21 protein-coding genes are annotated in these 23,830 nt (G+C 55.6%); 16 read left to right on the top strand and 5 right to left on the bottom strand.

The window, feature by feature from the left end; translation table 11 throughout:
- Positions 1-12 precede the first annotated feature (12 nt).
- The 7 genes from lepA (at position 13) to acpS (ending at position 6,610) form a co-directional block, all read left to right on the top strand.
- Entirely contained in the window at positions 13-1,812 is a 1,800-nt protein-coding gene (gene lepA / locus C0557_RS18590; protein WP_208660127.1) for a translation elongation factor 4, read from the top strand.
- A gap of 15 nt (positions 1,813-1,827) precedes the next feature.
- A complete protein-coding gene (gene lepB, locus C0557_RS18585) occupies positions 1,828-2,802 on the top strand; it encodes a signal peptidase I (RefSeq protein ID WP_208660125.1) in 975 nt (324 codons plus the stop codon).
- Between the two features lie 212 nt (positions 2,803-3,014).
- Complete coding sequence (rnc, locus tag C0557_RS18580; protein ID WP_007370776.1) at positions 3,015-3,695, top strand: ribonuclease III; 681 nt, start codon at positions 3,015-3,017, stop codon at positions 3,693-3,695.
- The gene (gene era, locus C0557_RS18575; RefSeq protein WP_064564483.1) at positions 3,692-4,603 is read left to right on the top strand and encodes a GTPase Era; all 912 of its coding nucleotides are present in this window, start codon (positions 3,692-3,694) and stop codon (positions 4,601-4,603) included. Before rnc ends, era begins: the two co-directional genes overlap by 4 nt.
- Positions 4,604-4,725: 122 nt before the next feature.
- A complete protein-coding gene (gene recO / locus C0557_RS18570; RefSeq protein WP_035888212.1) occupies positions 4,726-5,433 on the top strand; it encodes a DNA repair protein RecO in 708 nt (235 codons plus the stop codon).
- Between the two features lie 65 nt (positions 5,434-5,498).
- On the top strand, positions 5,499-6,230 hold the full coding sequence (gene pdxJ, locus C0557_RS18565) for a pyridoxine 5'-phosphate synthase (RefSeq protein ID WP_074778682.1): 732 nt from the start codon (positions 5,499-5,501) through the stop codon (positions 6,228-6,230).
- Positions 6,230-6,610, top strand: a complete 381-nt coding sequence (acpS, locus tag C0557_RS18560; RefSeq protein WP_007370780.1) for a holo-ACP synthase — start codon at positions 6,230-6,232, stop codon at positions 6,608-6,610. The genes pdxJ and acpS overlap by 1 nt, the downstream gene beginning before the upstream one ends.
- On the opposite strand, the gene C0557_RS18555 is transcribed toward acpS, so the two are convergent.
- Both C0557_RS18555 and C0557_RS18550 read right to left on the bottom strand, forming a co-directional pair.
- The gene (locus C0557_RS18555; protein WP_007370781.1) at positions 6,607-6,867 is read right to left on the bottom strand and encodes a YfhL family 4Fe-4S dicluster ferredoxin; all 261 of its coding nucleotides are present in this window, start codon (positions 6,865-6,867) and stop codon (positions 6,607-6,609) included. The genes acpS and C0557_RS18555 overlap by 4 nt on opposite strands.
- Before the next feature lie 56 nt (positions 6,868-6,923).
- Positions 6,924-7,772 carry a MurR/RpiR family transcriptional regulator gene (locus C0557_RS18550; RefSeq protein ID WP_007370782.1) on the bottom strand — a complete coding sequence of 283 codons (849 nt, stop codon included), beginning with the start codon at positions 7,770-7,772 and terminating at the stop codon, positions 6,924-6,926.
- Positions 7,773-8,185: 413 nt separating this feature from the next.
- Between C0557_RS18550 and yfhb the strand changes: the two genes are divergently transcribed.
- Together yfhb and tadA are read left to right on the top strand one after the other, a co-directional pair.
- Entirely contained in the window at positions 8,186-8,821 is a 636-nt protein-coding gene (gene yfhb, locus C0557_RS18545; protein ID WP_074778688.1) for a phosphatidylglycerophosphatase C, read from the top strand.
- A 91-nt stretch (positions 8,822-8,912) separates the two neighbouring features.
- On the top strand, positions 8,913-9,398 hold the full coding sequence (gene tadA / locus C0557_RS18540; RefSeq protein ID WP_371813268.1) for a tRNA adenosine(34) deaminase TadA: 486 nt from the start codon (positions 8,913-8,915) through the stop codon (positions 9,396-9,398).
- Between the two features lie 39 nt (positions 9,399-9,437).
- On the opposite strand, the gene mltF is transcribed toward tadA, so the two are convergent.
- Entirely contained in the window at positions 9,438-10,997 is a 1,560-nt protein-coding gene (gene mltF / locus C0557_RS18535; RefSeq protein ID WP_208660121.1) for a membrane-bound lytic murein transglycosylase MltF, read from the bottom strand.
- A 268-nt stretch (positions 10,998-11,265) separates the two neighbouring features.
- Between mltF and purL the strand changes: the two genes are divergently transcribed.
- The 5 genes from purL (at position 11,266) to glnB (ending at position 19,605) form a co-directional block, all read left to right on the top strand.
- Positions 11,266-15,153, top strand: coding sequence for a phosphoribosylformylglycinamidine synthase (gene purL / locus C0557_RS18530; RefSeq protein WP_208660119.1), 3,888 nt, complete (start codon positions 11,266-11,268; stop codon positions 15,151-15,153).
- 534 nt (positions 15,154-15,687) lie between these two features.
- On the top strand, positions 15,688-17,121 hold the full coding sequence (qseE, locus tag C0557_RS18525; protein WP_208660117.1) for a sensor histidine kinase KdpD: 1,434 nt from the start codon (positions 15,688-15,690) through the stop codon (positions 17,119-17,121).
- The gene (gene qseG, locus C0557_RS18520) at positions 17,121-17,858 is read left to right on the top strand and encodes a two-component system QseEF-associated lipoprotein QseG (RefSeq protein WP_074778696.1); all 738 of its coding nucleotides are present in this window, start codon (positions 17,121-17,123) and stop codon (positions 17,856-17,858) included. Before qseE ends, qseG begins: the two co-directional genes overlap by 1 nt.
- Positions 17,855-19,192 carry a two-component system response regulator GlrR gene (glrR, locus tag C0557_RS18515; protein ID WP_007370790.1) on the top strand — a complete coding sequence of 446 codons (1,338 nt, stop codon included), beginning with the start codon at positions 17,855-17,857 and terminating at the stop codon, positions 19,190-19,192. Before qseG ends, glrR begins: the two co-directional genes overlap by 4 nt.
- Before the next feature lie 74 nt (positions 19,193-19,266).
- Positions 19,267-19,605, top strand: a complete 339-nt coding sequence (gene glnB / locus C0557_RS18510) for a nitrogen regulatory protein P-II (protein ID WP_002438074.1) — start codon at positions 19,267-19,269, stop codon at positions 19,603-19,605.
- Positions 19,606-19,642: 37 nt separating this feature from the next.
- Here the strand turns inward: glnB and hmpA are convergent, their stop codons facing one another.
- The gene (gene hmpA / locus C0557_RS18505; RefSeq protein ID WP_074778698.1) at positions 19,643-20,827 is read right to left on the bottom strand and encodes an NO-inducible flavohemoprotein; all 1,185 of its coding nucleotides are present in this window, start codon (positions 20,825-20,827) and stop codon (positions 19,643-19,645) included.
- A gap of 313 nt (positions 20,828-21,140) precedes the next feature.
- On the opposite strand from hmpA, the gene glyA reads away from it, so the two are divergent.
- A complete protein-coding gene (glyA, locus tag C0557_RS18500; protein ID WP_208660114.1) occupies positions 21,141-22,394 on the top strand; it encodes a serine hydroxymethyltransferase in 1,254 nt (417 codons plus the stop codon).
- A gap of 70 nt (positions 22,395-22,464) precedes the next feature.
- Here the strand turns inward: glyA and C0557_RS18495 are convergent, their stop codons facing one another.
- Entirely contained in the window at positions 22,465-23,367 is a 903-nt protein-coding gene (locus C0557_RS18495; RefSeq protein ID WP_208660112.1) for a nickel/cobalt efflux protein RcnA, read from the bottom strand.
- Between the two features lie 142 nt (positions 23,368-23,509).
- On the opposite strand from C0557_RS18495, the gene rcnR reads away from it, so the two are divergent.
- Complete coding sequence (rcnR, locus tag C0557_RS18490) at positions 23,510-23,782, top strand: Ni(II)/Co(II)-binding transcriptional repressor RcnR (protein WP_007370795.1); 273 nt, start codon at positions 23,510-23,512, stop codon at positions 23,780-23,782.
- Positions 23,783-23,830: the final 48 nt, after the last annotated feature.

Below are 23,830 nucleotides of genomic sequence, written 5' to 3'. Positions count from 1 at the left end.
AAATCTCACTCTATGAAGAATATTCGTAACTTTTCGATCATCGCTCACATCGACCACGGTAAGTCGACGCTGTCTGACCGTATCATCCAGATTTGCGGTGGTCTTTCCGATCGCGAAATGGAAGCCCAGGTTCTTGATTCGATGGATCTTGAGCGCGAGCGCGGTATTACTATCAAAGCGCAAAGCGTGACGCTGGATTACAAAGCCAACAATGGCGAAATCTACCAGCTCAACTTTATCGATACCCCGGGTCACGTTGACTTCTCCTATGAGGTTTCTCGCTCGCTGGCCGCCTGTGAAGGGGCGCTGCTGGTGGTGGATGCCGGGCAGGGCGTGGAAGCGCAGACGCTGGCGAACTGCTATACCGCCATTGAAATGGATCTCGAAGTGGTGCCGGTACTGAACAAAATCGACCTGCCAGCTGCCGATCCTGAACGCGTTGCGGAAGAGATTGAAGACATCGTCGGCATCGATGCTACCGATGCGGTGCGCTGCTCGGCGAAAACCGGCGTTGGCGTACCGGACGTTCTGGAACGCCTGGTGCGTGATATTCCGCCGCCGGAAGGCGATCCGGATGCGCCGTTGCAGGCGCTGATTATCGACTCCTGGTTCGATAACTACCTCGGCGTGGTTTCTCTGGTGCGTATCAAAAACGGCACCATGCGCAAAGGCGACAAAATTAAGGTGATGAGCACCGGGCAGGTCTACAACGCTGACCGCCTCGGTATTTTCACGCCGAAACAGATCGACCGTAACGAACTGAAATGCGGCGAAGTAGGCTGGCTGGTCTGCGCAATTAAAGACATTCTCGGCGCGCCGGTCGGCGATACCCTGACTACAGCCCGTAATCCGGCAGACAAAGCGCTGCCAGGCTTTAAAAAGGTGAAACCGCAGGTTTATGCGGGTCTGTTCCCGGTCAGTTCCGACGATTATGAAAACTTCCGTGACGCGCTCGGTAAACTGAGCCTGAACGATGCTTCGCTGTTCTATGAGCCGGAAAGTTCCACCGCGCTGGGCTTCGGCTTCCGCTGCGGCTTCCTCGGTCTGCTGCACATGGAGATCATTCAGGAACGTCTGGAGCGCGAATACGATCTGGATCTGATCACCACGGCGCCGACCGTAGTCTACGAAGTGTTGACCACCAACAAAGAAGTGGTTTACGTCGACAGCCCTTCCAAGCTGCCGCCGCTGAACAATATCGACGAACTGCGCGAGCCGATCGCCGAATGCCATATGCTGCTGCCGCAGGAATACCTGGGCAACGTCATTACCTTGTGCGTGGAAAAACGCGGTGTACAAACCAACATGGTTTACCACGGTAATCAGGTGGCGCTGACCTATGAAATTCCGATGGCGGAAGTGGTGCTGGACTTCTTCGACCGTCTGAAGTCCACCTCGCGCGGTTATGCGTCGCTGGACTACAACTTCAAACGTTTCCAGGCTTCAAACATGGTACGTGTGGATGTGCTGATTAACGGCGAGCGTGTTGATGCGCTGGCGCTGATCACCCACAACGATAACGCACCGTACCGTGGCCGCGAGCTGGTGGAGAAGATGAAAGAGCTGATCCCGCGCCAGCAGTTTGATATCGCTATTCAGGCGGCGATTGGCAACCACATTATTGCCCGCGCGACCGTAAAACAGCTGCGTAAAAACGTACTGGCAAAATGCTATGGCGGTGACGTCAGCCGTAAGAAAAAGCTGCTGCAGAAACAGAAAGAAGGTAAGAAACGTATGAAGCAGGTCGGTAACGTCGAACTGCCGCAGGAAGCGTTCCTTGCCATTCTGCACGTAGGCAAAGAGAGCAAATAACCTAAAGGAGTTGGCATGGCGAACATGTTTGCCCTGATACTGGTGATCGCGACGCTGGTGACGGGAATTTTATGGTGCCTGGATAAGTTTATTTTTGCACCGAAACGCCGGGAACGTCAGGCCGCCGCGCAGGTTGCGACAGGTGATGCGCTGGATGCGAAAACGCTGAAGAAAATCGGCCCGAAACCGGGCTGGCTGGAAACAGGCGCTTCTGTATTCCCGGTGCTGGCGATTGTTCTGGTCGTGCGTTCGTTTATTTACGAACCGTTCCAGATCCCGTCAGGTTCGATGATGCCGACGCTGCTGATTGGCGATTTTATTCTGGTGGAGAAATTCGCCTATGGCATTAAAGATCCGATCTACCAGAAAACGCTGATCGAAACCGGTCATCCGAAACGCGGCGATATTGCCGTATTTAAATACCCGGACGATCCGCGTCTTGACTACATCAAGCGCGTAGTTGGCCTTCCGGGCGATAAAGTCACGTACGATCCGGTGAGCAAACAGGTTACCGTGCAGCCGAATTGTAGCTCTGGCCAGGCATGCGGCAGCGCGCTGCCGATCACCTACAGCAATGTGGAAGAGAGCGATTTTGTGCAGACTTTCGGCCGTCGTACCGGCGGTGAAGCGAGCAGCGGTTTCTACCAGATGCCGAAAGGGCAGAGTATGGACGACGGCGTGCGCCTGGCCGAGCGCAAAGAGACGCTGGGTGATGTGACGCACCGCATTCTGACCGTGCCTATCGCGCAGGATCAACTGGGGATCTACTATCGCCAGTCGAACCAGCCGCTGGCCACGTGGATTGTGCCGCCGGGTCACTACTTCATGATGGGTGACAACCGCGACAACAGCGCGGACAGCCGTTACTGGGGCTTTGTACCGGAGCAAAATCTGGTGGGCCGGGCTACGGCAATCTGGATGAGCTTTGAGAAACAAGAAGGTGAATGGCCGACAGGCGTACGCCTGAATCGTATCGGCGGAATTCATTAATTAGCCGGGGCGCAATCATTACACTTGCGCCCCGAATTATTTCCAAGATTATTCCCATCTGACTAACGACAACCCCGGTCGTTGCGTATAGAATATTCCCCCGAAGTTTATGACTGGTTCCCACAAGAGCCACGGCACACGAAACCGCGTTGGTTTGTTTTCAGGTCGGTTTCGTGTGCTGCATTGTTGACGCATTTATTTATTGGTATCGCATGAATCCCATCGTAATTAATCGGCTTCAGCGGAAGCTGGGCTACACTTTTCAACATCAGGATCTGTTGCAGCAGGCATTAACCCACCGCAGCGCCAGTAGCAAACATAATGAGCGTCTCGAATTTCTCGGCGACTCTATTTTAAGTTTTGTGATCGCAAATGCGCTTTATCACCGTTTCCCTCGCGTGGATGAAGGTGATATGAGCCGTATGCGTGCGACGCTGGTGCGCGGAAATACGCTGGCGGAAATCGCCCGCGAATTTGAACTGGGCGAATGTCTGCGTTTAGGGCCGGGTGAATTGAAAAGCGGCGGTTTTCGCCGTGAATCTATTCTGGCGGACACCGTTGAGGCATTAATTGGCGGGGTATTTCTTGATAGCAATATCCAGACCGTCGAACAATTAATCCTGAGCTGGTATCAGACGCGCCTGGACGAAATCAGTCCTGGCGATAAACAAAAAGATCCGAAAACGCGCCTGCAGGAGTTTTTGCAGGGTCGCCATCTGCCGCTGCCTTCCTATCTGGTGGTGCAGGTGCGTGGTGAAGCGCACGATCAGGAATTTACTATCCACTGCCAGGTTAGCGGCCTGAGTGAACCGGTGGTTGGCACGGGTTCCAGCCGTCGTAAGGCGGAACAAGCTGCCGCCGAACAGGCGCTGAAAAAACTGGAGTTGGAATGAGCACTGAAACTGAAAAAAGCTACTGCGGATTTATCGCCATCGTTGGGCGTCCTAACGTCGGTAAATCCACCCTGCTGAACAAGCTGCTCGGGCAGAAGATTTCGATCACCTCCCGCAAAGCGCAGACCACGCGTCACCGCATCGTCGGCATCCATACCGAAGGGGAATATCAGGCAATTTACGTCGATACTCCCGGGCTGCATATGGAAGAGAAACGCGCCATTAACCGCCTGATGAACAAAGCGGCCAGCAGTTCTATCGGTGATGTCGAACTGGTGATTTTTGTTGTCGAAGGCACTAAATGGACGCCGGATGACGAAATGGTGCTCAACAAGCTGCGTGACAGTAAAGTGCCGGTGATCCTCGCGGTCAACAAAGTTGACAACGTGCAGGAAAAAGCGGATTTGCTGCCGCACCTGCAATTCCTCGCAAGCCAGATGAATTTCCTCGATATCGTGCCGCTCTCTGCGGAAACTGGCACCAACGTCGATACCATCGCCAGCATCGTGCGTAAGCATCTGCCGGAAGCGATTCATCACTTCCCGGAAGACTACGTGACCGATCGTTCCCAGCGCTTTATGGCCTCTGAGATCATCCGTGAAAAACTGATGCGTTTCCTCGGCGCCGAATTGCCTTACTCGGTGACCGTGGAGATCGAACAGTTCGTCACCAATGAACGCGGCGGTTACGACATCAACGGGTTGATCCTGGTTGAGCGCGAAGGGCAGAAGAAGATGGTGATTGGCAACAAAGGCGCCAAAATCAAAACCATCGGCATTGAAGCCCGTAAAGATATGGAAGAGATGTTCGAAGCCAAAGTTCACCTTGAACTGTGGGTGAAGGTGAAATCCGGCTGGGCCGATGACGAGCGCGCCCTGCGCAGTCTCGGTTATGTAGACGATCTCTAAGCGTGCCATCTCGATGAATTTCGGGTTGCAGGCAGGCGGCCAGGCCGTAAGTCTTGAAGTCATCGGCTGGCTTGCACGAAAGCAGCCTGTGCCTCTGCAACCTGAACGCCGGACATAACATCATGGAAGGCTGGCAGCGCGCATTTGTTCTGCATAGTCGCCCCTGGAGCGAAACCAGCCTGATGCTGGATGTCTTCACGGAAGAGTCAGGCCGCGTGCGCCTTGTTGCCAAAGGCGCACGTTCAAAACGCTCCAGTCTGAAAGGCGCTTTGCAGCCTTTTACCCCTCTGCTGGTTCGCTTTAGCGGGCGCGGCGAAGTCAAAACCCTGCGCAGCGCGGAAGCGGTATCACTGGCGCTGCCGCTGAGCGGCATCACGCTCTACAGCGGTCTCTACGTCAACGAACTCATCTCCAGAGTGCTGGAGCACGAGACGCGCTTCTCAGAACTCTTTTTTGATTATCTGCACTGTATCCAGGCGCTGGCTGGCGCAACCGGCACGCCGGAACCGGTCCTGCGCCGCTTTGAGCTGGCGCTGCTCGGCCATCTCGGTTACGGCGTGGATTTTCTCCACTGCGCGGGCAGCGGTGAGCCGGTGGATGATGCAATGACCTACCGCTACCGGGAAGAGAAGGGCTTTATCGCCAGCGTGGTGATCGATAACAGCACTTTTACCGGGCGACATCTGCGCGCGCTGGCGGAGCGGGAGTTCCCGGATGCCGACACCCTGCGCGCGGCAAAGCGCTTTACCCGCATTGCGTTAAAGCCGTATCTTGGTGGCAAACCGCTGAAAAGCCGCGAGCTATTCCGGCAGTTTGTTCCCAAACGATAGCGGAAAGATTACAGGCCAGGCGGGGCGAAGACCGCGCCGGAACCCATAAAAATACGAGGATTGTCATGGCTGAATTACTGTTAGGCGTCAATATTGATCACATTGCCACCCTGCGTAACGCGCGCGGGACTGCATACCCGGATCCGGTACAGGCGGCGTTTATTGCCGAGCAAGCGGGTGCCGATGGCATCACCGTGCATCTGCGTGAGGATCGCCGTCACATTACCGACCGCGACGTGCGCATTTTGCGCCAGACCCTGCATACGCGCATGAATCTGGAAATGGCGGTCACCGAAGAAATGCTGGGCATTGCTTGCGAAACTAAGCCGCACTTCTGTTGCCTGGTGCCGGAAAAACGCCAGGAAGTCACCACTGAAGGCGGGCTGGATGTTGCCGGTCAGCGCGAGAAAATGCGTGATGCCTGCCAGCGCCTGGCGGCCGCGGGCATCCTTGTTTCGCTGTTTATCGATGCTGATGATGAACAGATCAAAGCTGCCGCCGAGGTTGGCGCACCCTATATCGAGATCCACACCGGTTGCTATGCCGATGCTAAAACCGATGCGGAACAGGCAAAAGAGCTTGAACGCATCGCCAAAGCGGCAACCTATGCCGCAAGCCTGGGGCTGAAAGTGAATGCCGGCCATGGCCTGACGTATCACAACGTGAAAGCGATTGCTGCACTGCCGGAGATGCATGAGCTGAATATCGGCCATGCGATTATTGGCCGCGCAGTAATGAGTGGTCTGAAAGAGGCGGTGGCCGAAATGAAACGCCTGATGCTGGAAGCGCGCGGCTAATGGCGATTCTGGGAATTGGTACGGATATCGTTGAGATAGCCCGCATCGAAGCGGTGATCGCCCGTAGCGGCGATCGCCTTGCCAGACGGGTGCTGAGCGCGAATGAGTGGGAAATCTATCAGGCGCATCAGCAGCCGGTGCGCTTCCTGGCAAAACGCTTTGCCGTGAAAGAGGCGGCAGCGAAAGCGTTGGGCACGGGGATCCGCAACGGGCTGGCGTTTAATCAGTTCGAAGTCTTTAATGATGAGCTGGGCAAACCGAGCCTGCGTTTATGGGAAGAGGCGCAGCGTATGGCGGAAAGAATGGGCGTGCGCAGCATGCACGTGACGCTGGCGGATGAACGCCACTACGCCTGTGCGACGGTGATTATCGAGAACTAGATTTTATCGGCGTGGTGCATCAGGACAAATTTGTCCCACAGTTGTTCTTCGCTTTCCACATGCGCGGGATCTTTCAGGATCGTATTGGGGATCGGGCACACTTTCTGGCAGGTCGGGGTTTCATAGTGCCCGACACACTCGGTGCAACGGTCGCTGTTAATTTCATAAATGCTGTCGCCCATCGAAATCGCCTCGTTCGGGCATTCCGGTTCGCACATATCGCAATTGATGCATTTTTTGGTAATTAACAGCGCCATCAGGAAAATCTCAGAAACATCACGAACAGGGCGGGCATTATACGATCATTCCCTGTTCAAACCAGTTTTTTTACCAGCTCCTCGCTGTGGCGAATACGCTCCGGCGCATGCTCCAGATCCTGTTGCACCAGCGCCATAAACAGTAAATCCGTCAGCATCATTTGCGCGCTGGTGGAGGAGATCGCCGCGCTGCGTGTCGCCTGCTCTTCGGCAATGGTATAGAGGCAATGCGTCGCGCGCTGTTGCAGCGCATTAGGCGTAAAGCCGGTAATTGCCAGAACTTTACCACCCACGCGTAGCGTCTCATCTACGGCCATATTGATCTCGCGCCGTTCACCGGTATAGGAAACCGGCAGCAGTAAATCGCCCGGTTCCATGGCCTGTACGGTCGCCAACAGGGCGTGCATATCCTGCTCGACGACGGCGTTAATGCCGATTTTCATCAGCTTCCAGCCGAAGTTGCGTGCAACCAGCCCGGATGCGCCAATCCCCGTAAGGATAATGCGCCGCGCATCGCGCAGCAGGCGTACGCTTTCCAGCAGCTTCTCTTCGCTGTTGACATCCAGCGAGGCATGCATAGCGCTTTGATACTCATTGATCAGCTTTTCCCCAACGACCCGTAGCGGATCGTCGCCGCGAATTTTGTTATGCACCGGAATCGAGTAGGGGTTCGGATTGCTGGCCAGCGCTTCGCTGATCGCCAGCTTCATCGCCGGGAAACCTTTAAAATCCATCTTCTGCGCGAATTTCACCACGCTCGACTGGCTGACGCCCGCTTCGGCGGCCAGTTGTTGTGAGCTTAAATGGCGTGCGCGATCGGGATTTTCCAGCAGAAATTCCGCCAGTTTTTTATCGCTCTGCGCCAGGCCAGGGTAACGCTGGCGAATGCGAATCAAACAGTTCATAACGTCTCCGGGAGGTATCATCAGCCGCTGGGGTTGCACCCGGCTAAGCGGGCGAAAGAATTTAATATTCCATTAATAGCGCATTATTATGAATTAAAAATTCTATTGATACAAAATATCAATGACCAGCTTTTGACCAGGATCAGGCCGATCACCGCACACGGTCAGCAAGCGGGCAAAAAACAGATGGCGAAACGGAGCAAAGTGAAAGGCGCGCGGATGAGATATCGTCATTGTGGCTGCGGGTTATGGTTACGTGCTGGCAGTAGAGCATCCGGCAATGAACGGCATCTGCTGATTATCAGAGGTGGCTGTTACCGGAAATGTGAGGATCTATCTGTTAGGCTATGAAAGAAGCGATCGTCACAAGCGGAGGCTGGCGGTCAGGGATAAACCAGGCAGAGGGATAACATTTGGCTACCACCGAGCGCCGCGTCGTTTTTTTTGACCTTGATGGCACACTGCATCAGCAGGATATGTTCGGGACATTTCTGCGCTATTTACTGCGCCATCACCCGCTTAATGCCTTACTGGTATTGCCGCTGTTGCCGGTGATTATCGGCGGATTATTGATCAAAGGGCGTGCCGCGCGCTGGCCGATGAGCTTGCTGCTGTGGGGATGCACGTTTGGTCACAGCGAGCGCCATTTGCTGGCGCTCCAGCAGAAATTTGTCGCCTGGTTTCGCGGGCACGTAACGGCCTTTCCGGTCGTCCAGGCAAGGCTGACCAACTACCTTGCAGCAGCGGATGCGGATATCTGGCTGATTACCGGTTCGCCGCAGCCGCTGGTGGAGCAGGTCTATTTTGATACACCCTGGCTGCCGCGTGTGAATCTGATTGCCAGCCAAATCAAACGGCGTAACGGCGGCTGGGTGTTAACAATGCGCTGCCTTGGTCATGAAAAGGTCGCGCAGTTAGAGCGTAAAATTGGTACGCCGCTGCGCCTGTACAGCGGCTACAGCGATAGCAAGCAGGATAACCCGCTGCTCTATTTCTGCCAGCACCGCTGGCGCGTTACGCCGCGCGGTGAGCTGCAACAACTGGAGTAGTGCCTGACCGGGGCGCTGTGTATAATGCGCCCCGCCTGAATCACTGGAGTACTTTCCTTTGTCCAACCCTGAACTGAATCACGAGTACTGGATGCGTTATGCGCTGACGCTGGCAAAGCGAGCCTGGGATGAGGGCGAAGTCCCCGTTGGCGCGGTACTGGTTTATCACGACCAGGTGATCGGCGAAGGCTGGAACCGGCCGATTGGCCGCCACGATCCGACCGCCCATGCTGAAATCATGGCGCTACGCCAGGGCGGGCTGGTGCTGCAAAATTATCGTCTGATTGATACCACGTTATATGTCACACTGGAACCGTGCGTGATGTGCGCCGGTGCCATGGTGCATAGCCGCATCGGACGGCTGGTGTTTGGCGCGCGCGATGCCAAAACGGGCGCGGCGGGATCGCTGCTGGATGTGCTGCATCATCCGGGCATGAATCACCAGATTGAAATGGAAGAGGGTGTGTTGCGCGACGAGTGTGCGGCTCTGCTGAGCGACTTTTTCCGCCAGCGCCGGATGGAGAAAAAAGCGCTGAAGAAATCGCCGCCGGACTCACCAAATCTTCAGGCCGGATAAAGCGCCGCTGCCGTCCGGCAATTCACGCCGACCGAAAAACTAGCGATTGACTTTAAGCGGATTTTTTACCAGCGCTTCGGGCACCAGTAACGGGTTACGCGGGAAGGCATCATTGGCCGTCAGCGCGTTGAATGGCATCACGCCATAATCCGGGCGGTTAAGTTCATCTGTCGAAACAGCCGGATAACTCTGCGCCAGTTGCAGGGCTTTGGCGGCAACCTTCTCTTTTTCCAGCAGATAACCCACCAGGCTAATTTCGTACTTACGGATATTTTCCACATAAGCATAAGCTTCATGACCACGGGCGTAACCGTAAGTCAGCTTACTGTAATAAGGTTTTTGGCTCAGCAGCGGCAGCCGCTGTTTGACGTCGGCCCAGCTATCGGGATTGCCTTTGGTTTTCGCCGTCAGCGCGCGGGCATCAAGCATATGCGCGTAGCCCATATTGTAGGCCGCCAGCGCAAACCAGATTTTCTCATCCTGCGGCACGCTATCCGGCACTTTGCTCATCATATCCAGCAGATAACGGGCGCCGCCGCTGATGCTTTGTTCAGCATCGGTACGATCGTTTAAACCCAGACTCTGCGCCGTGTTTTTGGTCAGCATCATCAGACCGCGCACGCCGGTGGGTGAGGTGGCCTGCGAATCCCAGTGCGACTCCTGGTAAGAAATGGCGGCCAGCAACCGCCAGTCGATCTCCTGCGCGTATTTTTCAAAGATCGGCTGAAGATCGGGCAATACGCTGTCCACTGCGCGCAGGAAAGTGCGTGTATCCACATAGTCAAAATCGTCGCCGTGGCCGAGGTATTTCTCCTCCAGCCGGGCGAGCGTGCCGTCTTCATTCATATTGTTGAAGAAGTCGAGCATCGCCGCTGACAGTGTATTGTCGTTATCACGCTTGCTGAACCAGGTCACTGGCTGTTCATCGGTGATATCCAGCGCGACGGCCAGTTCCGGATGAACGCGCTGGAACAGACTGATTGCCACTGAATCGGCCACGGTATAGCTCAGTTTGCCCTCGACAACCTGCTCTAACAGCGCCGTCGTGCCCAGTTTTTCGTCCACTTTCCAGCTTAAGTCCGGGTATTTTTTCTCTTTAAGCTCGCGCAGATCGTCCAGCGCAACGTGTCCGGGGGCGATGGTTAACTGATCGGCGGTGATCGATTGCAGCGAGCGCGGGCGATAGCTGCCAACCCGGTAAACCAGTTGCTGTGAAACCGAGTAGTAGACCGGGCCGGTCTGGTAGTTTTTGATGCGTTCGCTGTTATAGACAAGGCCAGCAGCAAGCATATCGGCGTCATCATTATCGAGATCGTCGAAAAGCTGGCTGATGTTCTGCCGCACGGTCACTTTCAGTTTGACGCCGAGGTAATCGGCAAAATGCTGCGCCAGATCGTAATCCAGCCCGGAGGTTTTCCCGTCAATGACGGCATAGCTCAGCGGACTGGAAAGCGTACTGATGCGCAATTCCCCGCGTGCTTTGATCGCCGCGATGCGATTGTCGGCTTTACCGAACCAGGGAATGGAAGGCCACAGGGCCGCTGCCAGCAGCAGGGTGACAATGCCGATGAGCAGATAATTAATCTTAAATTTTTTCAATTAGTTAATTCTCTGCGCAGTGCTTTGCTTCAGAATATTTTTTACCGTGGTAACAACAGGATTTGTCGGTGATTGAGCGGCATTTTGCGCAACAAAACGCCAGTTGGCAACTAATTAGAGCAGTCGGCGACAGCTATTGTTAAAAAATCAGACATGGTTTATTTCGACGCAAACGGTTTCGTCGCCGCGCACTATTCTCTATAATGACGCCCGTTTTCCCCCTGGTGCACACTTAAAGCGTCCCTGACGCTTCGAAGACGAGAGACTTATGATGGAAATTCTGCGTGGTTCGCCTGCATTGTCCGCTTTCCGTATCAACAAACTGCTGGCGCGTTTTCAGGCGGCCAACCTCCCGGTCAGTAATATTTATGCCGAGTATGCCCACTTTGCCGATCTGAATGAGAGCCTTACCGAAGAAGAGTACGCACGGCTCCAGCGCCTGCTGAAATACGGCCCGAGCCTTGGCAGCCATACGCCGACCGGAAAATTGCTGCTCGTCACGCCTCGTCCTGGCACCATCTCTCCCTGGTCTTCCAAAGCGACCGATATCGCCCACAACTGCGGCCTGAATAAAATCAATCGCCTTGAGCGTGGCGTGGCGTATTACGTTGACGCGGCGGGTCTGAGCGATGCGCAGTGGAATGAGGTCGCCGCCGAACTGCATGACCGCATGATGGAGAGTGTTTTCACCTCGCAGGCGGACGCTGCGCGTCTGTTTGAACACCATCAACCGGCACCGGTGCAGAGTGTTGATCTGCTTGGCGAAGGCCGCCAGGCGCTGATTGACGCGAACCTGCGTCTTGGCCTGGCGCTGGCGGAAGACGAAATTGATTACCTGCAGGATGCGTTCACCCGTCTGGGGCGTAACCCGAACGACATCGAACTCTATATGTTTGCGCAGGCGAACTCCGAACACTGCCGCCACAAGATTTTCAACGCCGACTGGGTGATTGATGGCAAGCAGCAGCCGAAGTCGCTGTTCAAAATGATTAAAAACACCTTCGAGCAAACGCCGGACTTCGTGCTGTCAGCCTACAAAGACAACGCGGCGGTCATGGAAGGTTCGGAAGTGGGGCGCTTCTTCGCCGATCGCGGGGAAGGCCGCTACGATTTCCATCAGGAACCGGCACATATCCTGATGAAAGTGGAAACCCATAACCACCCGACGGCGATTTCACCGTGGCCGGGTGCGGCGACCGGTTCAGGCGGCGAAATCCGTGATGAAGGGGCGACCGGTCGCGGCGCGAAACCGAAAGCCGGGCTGGTGGGCTTCTCGGTTTCCAACCTGCGCATTCCGGGCTTTGAACAGCCGTGGGAAGAGGATTTTGGTAAGCCGGAGCGTATCGTTACCGCGCTGGATATTATGACCGACGGCCCGCTGGGCGGCGCAGCGTTCAATAACGAATTTGGTCGTCCGGCGCTGAATGGTTACTTCCGTACCTATGAAGAGAAAGTAAACAGCCACAACGGCGAAGAGCTGCGCGGCTACCACAAGCCGATCATGCTGGCGGGCGGGATCGGTAATATTCGCGCGGATCACGTACAGAAAGGCGAGATCACCGTTGGCGCGAAACTGATCGTGCTGGGTGGCCCGGCGATGAACATCGGTCTCGGCGGCGGCGCGGCGTCTTCTATGGCCTCCGGCCAGTCTGATGCGGATCTCGATTTTGCCTCCGTACAGCGTGATAACCCGGAGATGGAGCGTCGTTGCCAGGAAGTGATCGACCGCTGCTGGCAGCTGGGCGATGCCAACCCGATCCTCTTTATCCATGACGTTGGCGCGGGCGGTCTGTCGAACGCCATGCCGGAGCTGGTGAGCGATGGCGGTCGCGGTGGGCGTTTCGAACTGCGCGATATCCTCAGCGATGAGCCGGGCATGAGCCCGCTGGAAATCTGGTGTAACGAATCGCAGGAGCGTTATGTGCTGGCGGTTGCCGCCGATCAACTGGCGCTGTTTGACGAGCTTTGCCGCCGCGAACGCGCGCCGTATGCGGTGATCGGTGAAGCCACCGAAGCGCAGCACCTGACGCTGAATGACAAGCACTTTAATAACCAGCCGATCGACATGCCGCTGGATGTGCTGCTGGGTAAAACGCCGAAAATGACGCGTGACGTAGAAACCCGTCAGGCGACCGGCGATACCTTCAATACGCAAAGTATCTCTGTGGCTGATGCGGTAAACCGCGTGCTGCATCTGCCGACCGTGGCGGAAAAAACCTTTCTCGTCACCATTGGCGACCGTACGGTAACCGGTATGGTTTCCCGCGATCAGATGGTTGGCCCGTGGCAGGTGCCGGTCGCTAACTGCGCGGTCACCACTGCCAGCCTTGACAGCTACTACGGCGAAGCGATGGCGCTGGGCGAACGTGCGCCGGTTGCGCTGCTCGACTTTGCCGCTTCCGCTCGCCTGGCGGTGGGGGAAGCATTAACCAATATTGCGGCAACGCAGATTGGCGATATCAAACGTATCAAACTCTCCGCCAACTGGATGGCGGCAGCCGGTCACCCGGGTGAAGACGCAGGCCTGTATGCGGCGGTAAAAGCCGTTGGTGAAGAGCTTTGCCCGGCGCTGGGGCTGACCATTCCGGTGGGCAAAGACTCCATGTCGATGAAAACCCGCTGGCAGGAAGGTAGCGAGCAGCGCGAGATGACCTCGCCGCTGTCGCTGGTGATCACTGCCTTTGCCCGCGTGGAAGATGTGCGCCACACGGTGACGCCGCAGCTTTCAACGGAAGATAACGCCCTGCTGCTGATCGATCTCGGCAACGGCAACAACGCGCTGGGCGCGACGGCGCTGGCGCAGGTTTACCGTCAACTGGGCGACAAACCGGCGGATGTGCGTAACATTGAGCAATTAAAAGGCTTCTATGATGCGATTCAGGCGCTGGTAGCCGATCGTAAACTGCTGGCCTATCACGACCGTTCCGATGGCGGTTTGCTGGTCACACTGGCTGAAATGGCCTTTACCGGCCACTGCGGCGTGAATGCTGACATTGCGGCGCTGGGCAGCGATCGTCTGGCGGCATTGTTTAACGAAGAGCTGGGCGCGGTGATTCAGGTGCGTGCTGCCGATCGTGAGGCGGTGGAAAGCGTACTGGCGGCCTACGGTCTGGGCGACAATGTTCATTATCTCGGCCGCGCCGTTTCCGGTGACCGCTTTGTTATCGAAGCGAACGGCCAGCCGGTGTTCAGCGAAAGCCGCACCACGCTGCGTATGTGGTGGGCAGAAACCACCTGGCAGATGCAGCGCCTGCGCGACAACCCGGAATGCGCGGATCAGGAGCATGATGCGAAAGCGAATGACGCCGATCCGGGTCTGAACGTGAAACTGTCGTTTGATATCAATGCCGATATCGCCGCGCCGTTTATTGCTACCGGCGCGCGTCCGAAAGTAGCGGTGCTGCGCGAGCAGGGCGTTAACTCCCATGTGGAAATGGCGGCCGCCTTCCACCGTGCCGGGTTTGATGCCATCGACGTGCATATGAGCGATCTGCTGGCCGGACGCAGTGGCCTGGAAAACTTCCACGCGCTGGTCGCTTGCGGCGGCTTCTCTTACGGTGACGTATTGGGCGCGGGCGAAGGCTGGGCGAAGTCGATTCTGTTCAACGACCGCGTACGCGATGAGTTTGAAACCTTCTTCCATCGTCCGCAGACGCTGGCGCTGGGCGTCTGTAACGGCTGCCAGATGATGTCTAACCTGCGTGAGCTGATCCCGGGCAGCGAACTGTGGCCGCGCTTTGTGCGTAACCACTCCGATCGCTTTGAAGCGCGTTTCAGCCTGGTTGAAGTGACGCAAAGCCCGTCGCTGCTGCTGGCTGGCATGGTCGGTTCGCAGATGCCGATCGCGGTTTCTCACGGTGAAGGCCGTGTCGAAGTGCGTGACGCGGCGCATCTGGCTCAGCTCGAGAGCAAAGGGCTGGTGGCGCTGCGCTATGTCGATAACTTCGGCAAAGTGACGGAAACCTATCCGGCTAACCCGAACGGTTCGCCGAACGGTATTACGGCGGTAACCAGCGAGAGCGGTCGCGTGACCATCATGATGCCGCACCCGGAGCGCGTGTTCCGTACGGTTTCCAACTCCTGGCACCCGGAAAACTGGGGTGAGGACAGCCCGTGGATGCGCATCTTCCGCAACGCCCGTAAACAGCTGGGTTAATCGGCTGTTGCAGACAAGCCCTCTTCCTTCGGGAAGGGGGCTTTTTTTTGCCTGTGGCACTGTCGGTATTTCCCGACAACAGATATTCCTTACTGTCTCCAAAAGGAGACATTTAATTCATTGATTATTAATAAGTTATTTTCGGTATTGAATGGGTGTTGCTGATTAGCGACAGGTTGGTGAAATGATAAACATTTTTGTTTTTCTGCATGGCGATAAAAATTCATTTGTAATCAGTATATTAAAATAATGATTTATACATTGGCATAATACATGCATAATAACAGGCAGTGGCTCATTCACCTTCTTATGTCAGCCCCTTCGGGACGCGCTACATAAACTCAGAATGACGCACTTAAAGGTGCCTGCCGTCCAACTGCTGATCATTGCGTAGCTTTATCAGACATCGGGCGAAACGTCGAGTTAGGCACCGCCTAATTTTTAAACAGAGCCGGGTTAATGCCCGGCTTTGTTGTTTCTGGCATTTACTAAATCAGTTAGCATTCCGGTATCTTTTTCTGTGAGAGTACTGCATTGAAACGCTGGCCTGTTTTTCCCCGCTCGCTGCGCCAACTGGTCATGATGGCGTTCCTGCTGATTTTATTACCGCTGCTGGTTCTGGCCTGGCAGGCGTGGCAAAGCCTGAACGCGCTTAGCGCGCAGGCGCTGCAAACCAACCGCACCACGCTGATTGACGCGCGTCGCAGCGAAGCAATGACCAACGCGGCGCTCGAAATGGAGCGCAGCTATCGCCAGTATTGCGTGCTGGATGATGCGACGCTGGCGCGGGTTTACCAGAATCAGCGTAAACGCTACAGCGAAATGCTTGATGCGCACGCTGGCGTGCTGCCGGATGACAAACTCTACCAGGCGTTACGCCAGGATCTCAGCGATCTTGCCCAGTTGCAGTGTAAAAACAGCGGCCCGTCGGCTGCGGCTTCCGCGCAGCTTGAAGCCTTTGCCGCCGCCAATACGGATATGGTGCAATCCACCCGCGCAGTGGTGTTCTCGCGCGGGCAGCAACTGCAGCTGGAGATCGCCGAGCGCGGACAATTTTTCGGCTGGCAGGCGCTGGTGCTGTTCCTGGTGAGCCTTGGCCTGGTGCTGCTGTTTACCCGCATGATCATCGGCCCGGTGAAGGGAATTGAACGGATGATTAACCGGCTGGGTGAAGGGCGATCCCTGGGCCATTCCGTGGTGTTTAAAGGGCCGCGTGAACTGCGTTATGTGGGCGAACGCATTATCTGGCTCAGCGAAAGGCTGGCCTGGCTGGAATCCCAGCGTCATCAATTTTTACGCCACCTCTCCCATGAACTCAAAACCCCGCTCGCCAGCATGCGCGAAGGGACGGAACTGCTTGCGGATGAAGTGGTTGGGCCGCTGACGGTGGAGCAGAAAGAGGTGGTGGAGATCCTCGATGCCAGCAGCCGCAATCTGCAAAAGCTGATTGAACAACTGCTCGATTACAACCGCAAACTGGCGGATGGCGCGGTCGATCTGGAACAAGTGGCGCTGGAGCCGTTGATTGATATGGTCATCTCCGCTCACAGTTTGCCGGCGCGAGCTAAAATGATGCATACCGAGATCGCGCTGGAGGCGGCAAGCTGCCTGGCCGAACCGATGCTGTTAATGAGCGTGCTGGATAATCTTTACTCCAACGCGGTGCACTATGGTGCTGAATCCGGTACCATTTATCTGCGCAGTTTTACAGCCGGTAACCGGCTTTGTATTGAGGTGGCAAATACCGGTACGCCGATCCCTGAAAGCGAACGAGAGATGATTTTTGAACCTTTCTTCCAGGGAAGCCACCAAAGGAAAGGGGCGGTGAAAGGAAGCGGATTAGGGTTAAGTATCGCCAGAGATTGCCTCCGCCGTATGCAGGGTGAGCTGCAACTGGTGGCGGACGGCAAAGCCGATGTCTGTTTCCGTATTGAGTTACCGCTTAATACGCCGGAAAAATCCATTTAATGAATCTATATCTGGTGAGTATGTCGCATCTCTTTTCCCGCGTGGTTAACGCGGTTACACAGCAAAACGTCTGGCTTCGCGCGCTTCCCTGCCTGTTACTGGCGGGCTGCGTGGCGCAGAAGCCGCAAAGCGCCATTCATGACGACCAGGAAGTGAGACTCCCTGATCATCAACTGGCGGATTTCCTGGCAACGGACTGTGAGGATATCTGGTCGTTATCGGGACCGGACGTTGACAATAACCCACTCTACTGGTTGCGCAGCATGGATTGCGCCCAGCGTTTAGCGCCAGCGGCTGCGCGTGCAGAAGCGCGTTCATGGTCCGATGAAAGCTGGCAGGCCACTTTCCGGCGCGGTATTTTGCTCTCCAGCGCCAAGATTTCGCCGCTGGAACGTCGGGAGTATAACGACAAGCTGGACGCCTTAAGCCCGGTTATCCCGGCGCAGGTTCGTCCGATCTTCCAGCTCTGGCGTGACGGCGAAGCCTCGAAATTGCAGCTCGCCGATGAGCGCAGCCGCTACGGTAAACTTCAACAATCCACCGACAGCGAGCTGGACAGCCTGCGTCAGCAACAACAGTTCCTGCGCGAGCAACTGGAAACGACCACGCGCAAACTGGAAACCCTCACCGATATTGAGCGCCGCCTTTCCACGCGCAGCAAACCTGCCGCTACCGATCTGCCCGATAATATTCACATGCCGAAAACGGATGCGAATCAGGAGGATGTGAAACCATGACCAGCCGTAAACCTGCCCACTTGTTGTTGGTGGATGACGATCCTGGCTTGCTGAAACTGCTGGGGCTGCGCCTCACCAGCGAAGGCTACAGCGTTGTCACCGCAGAAAGCGGACAGGAAGGGTTGCGCATTCTCGCGAGGGAAAAAGTTGATCTGGTGATCAGCGATTTGCGCATGGATGAGATGGATGGCATGCAGCTTTTTGCTGAGATCCAGCGCGTGCAGCCGGGAATGCCGGTGATTATCCTGACGGCGCACGGTTCGATCCCTGATGCTGTGGCCGCCACCCAGCAGGGCGTTTTCAGTTTCCTGACCAAGCCGGTGGATAAAGATGCGCTGTATAAAGCCATCGATGATGCGCTGGAACATAGCGGTTCCGCCAGCGACGATCGGTGGCACGAAACCATTGTCACCCGCAGTCCGCTGATGCTGCGTCTGCTTGAACAGGCGCGCATGGTGGCGCAATCGGATGTGAGCGTGCTGATTAACGGTCAGAGCGGAACCGGCAAAGAGGTACTGGCACAGGCGATCCACAATGCCAGCCCGCGCAGCAAAAGCGCGTTTATTGCTATTAACTGTGGCGCGCTGCCGGAGCAGTTGCTGGAGTCGGAACTGTTTGGTCATGCGCGCGGCGCGTTTACCGGCGCGGTCAGCAGCCGTGAAGGTCTGTTCCAGGCCGCAGAGGGCGGCACGCTGTTTCTTGATGAGATTGGCGATATGCCGATCCCGTTGCAGGTCAAGCTGTTGCGTGTGTTGCAGGAGCGCAAAGTGCGTCCGCTCGGCAGCAACCGCGATATTGATATTAATGTGCGCATTATTTCGGCGACGCACCGTGATTTGCCGAAAGCGATGGCGCGCGGTGAATTCCGCGAAGATCTCTACTATCGCCTGAATGTGGTGAGCCTCAAGCTGCCGGCGCTGGCCGAGCGTGCGGAAGATATTCCTCTGCTGGCCAATCACCTGCTGCGCCAGGCTGCGGATCGGCATAAACCCTTTGTGCGCGCTTTTTCTACCGATGCGATGAAGCGCTTAATGACCGCTTCCTGGCCTGGTAACGTGCGCCAGTTGGTGAACGTAATTGAGCAGTGCGTGGCGCTGACTTCATCGCCGGTGATCAGCGACGCGCTGGTCGAGCAGGCGCTGGAGGGTGAAAACACCGCGCTGCCGACCTTTGTTGAAGCGCGCAACCAGTTTGAACTCAACTACCTGCGCAAGCTGCTGCAAATCACCAAAGGCAATGTGACACATGCTGCCCGTATGGCGGGGCGCAACCGCACTGAGTTCTACAAATTGCTCTCCCGGCATGAGCTGGACGCCAATGACTTTAAAGAGTAATGGCGAAATGATTATGCTACTGTGAGCAACCGATTACGATGCAGCAGACTGGTAAAAGCGTGTAAGGAAAGACCATGAAAAAAATTGATGCGATTATTAAACCTTTCAAACTGGATGATGTGCGCGAAGCGCTGGCGGAAGTCGGCATCACCGGGATGACGGTGACCGAAGTGAAAGGTTTTGGTCGTCAGAAAGGCCACACCGAGCTTTATCGCGGCGCCGAATATATGGTGGACTTTCTGCCAAAAGTGAAAATTGAAATCGTGGTGACTGACGATATCGTTGATACCTGTGTGGATACCATTATCCGCACGGCGCAAACCGGCAAAATCGGTGACGGTAAAATCTTTGTCTTTGATGTGGCGCGCGTAGTGCGCATCCGTACGGGCGAAGAAGACGACGCCGCGATTTGATGTTTCTCCCTCACCCCGCAGGGTGAGGGAAACGGACTTACAACACCTTATGCGGGCCAAAGCATTCGTAGTGAATCTTCTCTTTGGCAATGCCGAGCGCCACAAGCTGTTGGGCGGCAAACTGCATAAATCCGACCGGGCCGCACAGATAAAATTCCATCGCCGGGTCGCTGAATTTCCCTTCCTGCGCGGTTAAATCCATTAATCCTTCACTGTGAAAACGACCGCGATCGGTCGCCTGCGGCTGCTGATACCAGACATGCTGGTAGAAGTCGTTGAGTGATGCGCCAAGCTGGCTGACTTCGTCAGCAAAAGCATGGACCTGACCATCAAGCGCGGCGTGGAACCAGTTAACCTGCGCGCGATGCTGTGTCTTGGCCAGATGATCCAGCATCGCCAGCATTGGCGTCTGGCCGACACCGGCAGAAATCAGCGTTACCGGCGTAGTGGCCGGAATAGCCATAAAGAAATCCCCGGCAGGCGCGGCCAGATGAACGATATCGCCCGGTTTGGCTTCGTCGTGCAGCCATTCGGAAACCTGACCACCCGCTTCGCGTTTCACGGCGATGCGGTACGTTTTGCCATTCGGCTTGCGGGTCAGTGAGTACTGACGAATTTCCTGGTGGGCAAAACCTTCCGGCTTCAGCCAGATACCGAGATATTGTCCCGGCTGATAATCCGCAACCGGCAGACCATCGACAGGTTCAAATTCAAAACTGGTGATCAACGCGCTCTGCGGGATTTTTTCACGCAGACGGAAAGCGCGCGTACCTTGCCAGCCGCCGGTTTTTTCTGCGTGCTCGCTGTAGATTTGCGCTTCGCGATTGATAAAGACGCCCGCCAGCACGCCGTAGGCTTTTCCCCATGCATCCAGTACTTCCTGGCCCGGGCTGAACATCTCATCCAGCGTCGCCAGCAGATGCGCGCCAACGATGTTGTACTGCTCCGGCTGGATCTGGAAGCTGGTGTGTTTCTGGGCGATTTTTTCCACCGCAGGCAGCAGGGCGGCGAGATTATCAATATTGCTGGCATACGCGGCAATGGCATTGAACAGTGCTTCACGCTGATCGCCGTTGCGCTGGTTGCTCATATTGAAGATCTCTTTCAGCTCCGGATTATGCGTAAACATACGGTCATAAAAATGCGCGGTCAGTTTGGGGCCGGTCGCGGCCAGCAGGGGAAGGGTGGCTTTTACCGTTGCGATGGTTTGGGCGTCGAGCATGGTGCTTCCTTTTTTGGTTAACTTTTAAAGTTGTATTTTAAATGCATCTTATAGCGCAGCGCACTGGCTTGTAAAGAGCTGACAATGTAAAGGGGTTTGAACGTGAATAACTTGCATCACAAACCTGAAAAGAAATCCGTTTTCTCGCCGGATGGCATTATCGCTCAAACCCTTGCCTGGTGCGGAGCCAAACGTTTGCGTAAAAACCTTTGTCAAGACCTGTTATCGGGTTATTAATCAGTTATACTGTGAGCCGTTCCCCAAATTGGGCCTTCGAAAAGAGTTGTTTTGTTAGCTGAGTCAGGAGATGCGGATGTTAAAGCGTGAAATGAACATTGCCGATTATGATGCCGAATTATGGCAGGCTATGGAGCAAGAAAAAGTACGTCAGGAAGAGCACATTGAACTGATCGCCTCCGAAAACTACACCAGCCCGCGTGTGATGCAGGCTCAGGGTTCTCAGCTGACGAACAAATATGCTGAAGGCTATCCGGGCAAGCGCTACTACGGCGGTTGCGAATATGTGGATATCGTTGAGCAACTGGCTATCGATCGTGCAAAAGAGCTGTTTGGCGCCGATTACGCCAACGTGCAGCCGCACTCCGGTTCGCAGGCGAACTTCGCGGTTTACACCTCTCTGCTGGAGCCGGGCGACACTGTTCTGGGTATGAACCTGGCGCACGGCGGCCACCTGACTCACGGTTCTCCGGTGAACTTCTCCGGCAAGCTGTACAACATCGTACCTTACGGCATCGATGAAACCGGCCACATCGATTACAACGACCTGAATACACAGGCGCAGAAGCACAAACCGAAAATGATCATCGGCGGCTTCTCTGCTTACTCCGGCGTGGTTGACTGGGCGAAAATGCGTGAAATCGCCGACAGCATCGGCGCTTACCTGTTCGTCGATATGGCGCACGTTGCTGGCCTGGTCGCCGCAGGCGTTTACCCGAACCCGGTTCCGCATGCGCACGTTGTGACCACCACCACGCACAAAACCCTGGCGGGTCCGCGCGGCGGCCTGATCCTGGCGAAAGGCGGTAGCGAAGATCTGTACAAAAAACTGAACTCCGCAGTGTTCCCTGGCGGCCAGGGCGGCCCGCTGATGCACGTGATCGCTGGTAAAGCGGTGGCGCTGAAAGAAGCGATGGAGCCTGAGTTCAAAACCTACCAGCAGCAGGTCGCGAAAAACGCCAAAGCGATGGTTGAAGTGTTCCTGAGCCGCGGCTACAAAGTGGTTTCCGGCGGTACGGACAACCACCTGTTCCTGCTGGATCTGGTAGATAAAAATCTGACCGGTAAAGAAGCAGATGCCGCGCTGGGCCGTGCTAACATCACCGTTAACAAAAACAGCGTGCCGAACGATCCGAAGAGCCCGTTCGTCACCTCCGGTATCCGTATCGGCAGCCCGGCAGTGACTCGTCGCGGTTTTAAAGAAGCGGAAGTGAAAGAGCTGGCTGGCTGGATGTGTGACGTGCTGGACAGCATCAATGACGAAGCGGTTATTGAGCGCACCAAACAGAAAGTGCTGGATATCTGCGCGCGCTTCCCGGTTTACGCGTAAGCATTAGATCAGAAAGCAAAAAGGCCGCATTGAGCGGCCTTTTTTATGCCTGTCGCCTGGCAAACGCGCTCTACTGCAAGCTGGCGTAACCGTGAATGCCCATATACATTCCGACCAGCGCAATCAGCGCGCTGGAGAAATAAGGGGCTTTACGGGCGATGGTGTTGAAGCCGGACCAGCGTTTTGCCGCCTGCTGTACGCTAAAGGCAGCGCCGACACCGACCGCGACCAGCGTCAGCGCAAGGCCGATACTGAAACAGACCACCAGCGTGGCACCCAGCGTCAGCGCTTTGAGCTGAATACAGATCAGCAGAATGGTGATCGCCGCCGGGCAGGGGATCAGCCCGCCGGTCAGACCAAACAACAGGATCTGCCCATTCGTCACTTCGGTCCCGTTAAAGCGGCGCTCAATATCTCTGGCATGCGCCCGTTCGTGCGCATCCTGATACTCCTCTTCTTTTACCACCTTACGCACCGACAGAATGGCCGGTTGCGCGTAACTTCCAGCTTGCACAGGCTGAAAGATCAACCCCTTACTGTGGTGTGTATGCTCATGATCATGCTCATGATCATGGTGGTGATCGTGAGAGTGATGATGATCGTGGCCGTGGTGATGACCCTTTTCCCTGGCGTGCTCACCCTGCCAGGTACGTAAAAACATCCATGCCGCGGTACCGATGATGATCACCGCAGAGACCATTTGCAGCCAGGGTTCCACGGATTGTGCCGTGAATTTGCCGCTGAGATACATGCCGCCCAGCGCAATCAGCCAGACGACAACAGTGTGCGACAGCGTGGCTGCCAACCCCAGCATCACCGCCTGTTTGACGGTGCCTTTGATAGCGATGATAAAGGCCGCCATCATCGTCTTTGAGTGGCCCGGTTCCAGGCCATGCAACGCGCCAAGCAGTATCGCGCTGGGGATAAAAAACCAGGCATTCCCTTGCTGAAAAAGCGTGGTGAAGTCGTTCATGAGAATAATTCTCGATAACATTTTGTGCGCTTTAATCTACTCCCCCCCAGTAAAAAATACTATCCCCCAGTAGAAATAAACTCCCCCCCAGTTAATGCATGGTATGCTGATACCCGTTACGCATGAATGAGTAGAGGGCTGTATGTCGCATACCATCCGGGATAAACGAAAGCTGAAAGCGCGGGCCAGCAAAATTGAAGGGCAGGTAGCGGCGCTGAAAAAAATGCTCGACGAGCCCCATGAATGCTCGCAGGTCTTACAGCAAATCGCCGCCATTCGTGGCGCAGTGAACGGCTTGATGCGCGAAGTGATCAAAGGCCATTTGACGGATCACATTGTTCACGAAAACGATGAAATCAAGCGCGAGGCCGATCTCGACGTAGTGCTCAGCGTACTTGATTCCTATATCCGTTAATAAGTGGCGCGAGCGCGCGTGTTACCTGATTGTTACTTGCAAGCCTTG

This window comes from Kosakonia sp. MUSA4, assembly GCF_013085925.1.
In the GTDB taxonomy this organism is placed as follows: Bacteria; Pseudomonadota; Gammaproteobacteria; order Enterobacterales; family Enterobacteriaceae; genus Kosakonia; species Kosakonia sacchari_B.
The sequence above is the reverse complement of the archived record's forward strand: the minus strand, read 5'-3'. Positions and strand labels throughout refer to the sequence as shown.

Bases quoted from the DNA above. Each gene is read 5' to 3' on its own strand.
- lepA (WP_208660127.1), top strand. From the start codon at position 13: ATGAAGAATATTCGTAACTTTTCGATCATCGCTCACATCGACCACGGT.
- lepB (WP_208660125.1), top strand. From the start codon at position 1,828: ATGGCGAACATGTTTGCCCTGATACTGGTGATCGCGACGCTGGTGACG.
- rnc (WP_007370776.1), top strand. From the start codon at position 3,015: ATGAATCCCATCGTAATTAATCGGCTTCAGCGGAAGCTGGGCTACACT.
- era (WP_064564483.1), top strand. From the start codon at position 3,692: ATGAGCACTGAAACTGAAAAAAGCTACTGCGGATTTATCGCCATCGTT.
- recO (WP_035888212.1), top strand. From the start codon at position 4,726: ATGGAAGGCTGGCAGCGCGCATTTGTTCTGCATAGTCGCCCCTGGAGC.
- pdxJ (WP_074778682.1), top strand. From the start codon at position 5,499: ATGGCTGAATTACTGTTAGGCGTCAATATTGATCACATTGCCACCCTG.
- acpS (WP_007370780.1), top strand. From the start codon at position 6,230: ATGGCGATTCTGGGAATTGGTACGGATATCGTTGAGATAGCCCGCATC.
- C0557_RS18555 (WP_007370781.1), bottom strand. From the start codon at position 6,867: ATGGCGCTGTTAATTACCAAAAAATGCATCAATTGCGATATGTGCGAA.
- C0557_RS18550 (WP_007370782.1), bottom strand. From the start codon at position 7,772: ATGAACTGTTTGATTCGCATTCGCCAGCGTTACCCTGGCCTGGCGCAG.
- tadA (WP_371813268.1), top strand. From the start codon at position 8,913: ATGCGTTATGCGCTGACGCTGGCAAAGCGAGCCTGGGATGAGGGCGAA.
- purL (WP_208660119.1), top strand. From the start codon at position 11,266: ATGATGGAAATTCTGCGTGGTTCGCCTGCATTGTCCGCTTTCCGTATC.
- qseG (WP_074778696.1), top strand. From the start codon at position 17,121: ATGAATCTATATCTGGTGAGTATGTCGCATCTCTTTTCCCGCGTGGTT.
- glrR (WP_007370790.1), top strand. From the start codon at position 17,855: ATGACCAGCCGTAAACCTGCCCACTTGTTGTTGGTGGATGACGATCCT.
- glnB (WP_002438074.1), top strand. From the start codon at position 19,267: ATGAAAAAAATTGATGCGATTATTAAACCTTTCAAACTGGATGATGTG.
- hmpA (WP_074778698.1), bottom strand. From the start codon at position 20,827: ATGCTCGACGCCCAAACCATCGCAACGGTAAAAGCCACCCTTCCCCTG.
- glyA (WP_208660114.1), top strand. From the start codon at position 21,141: ATGTTAAAGCGTGAAATGAACATTGCCGATTATGATGCCGAATTATGG.
- C0557_RS18495 (WP_208660112.1), bottom strand. From the start codon at position 23,367: ATGAACGACTTCACCACGCTTTTTCAGCAAGGGAATGCCTGGTTTTTT.
- rcnR (WP_007370795.1), top strand. From the start codon at position 23,510: ATGTCGCATACCATCCGGGATAAACGAAAGCTGAAAGCGCGGGCCAGC.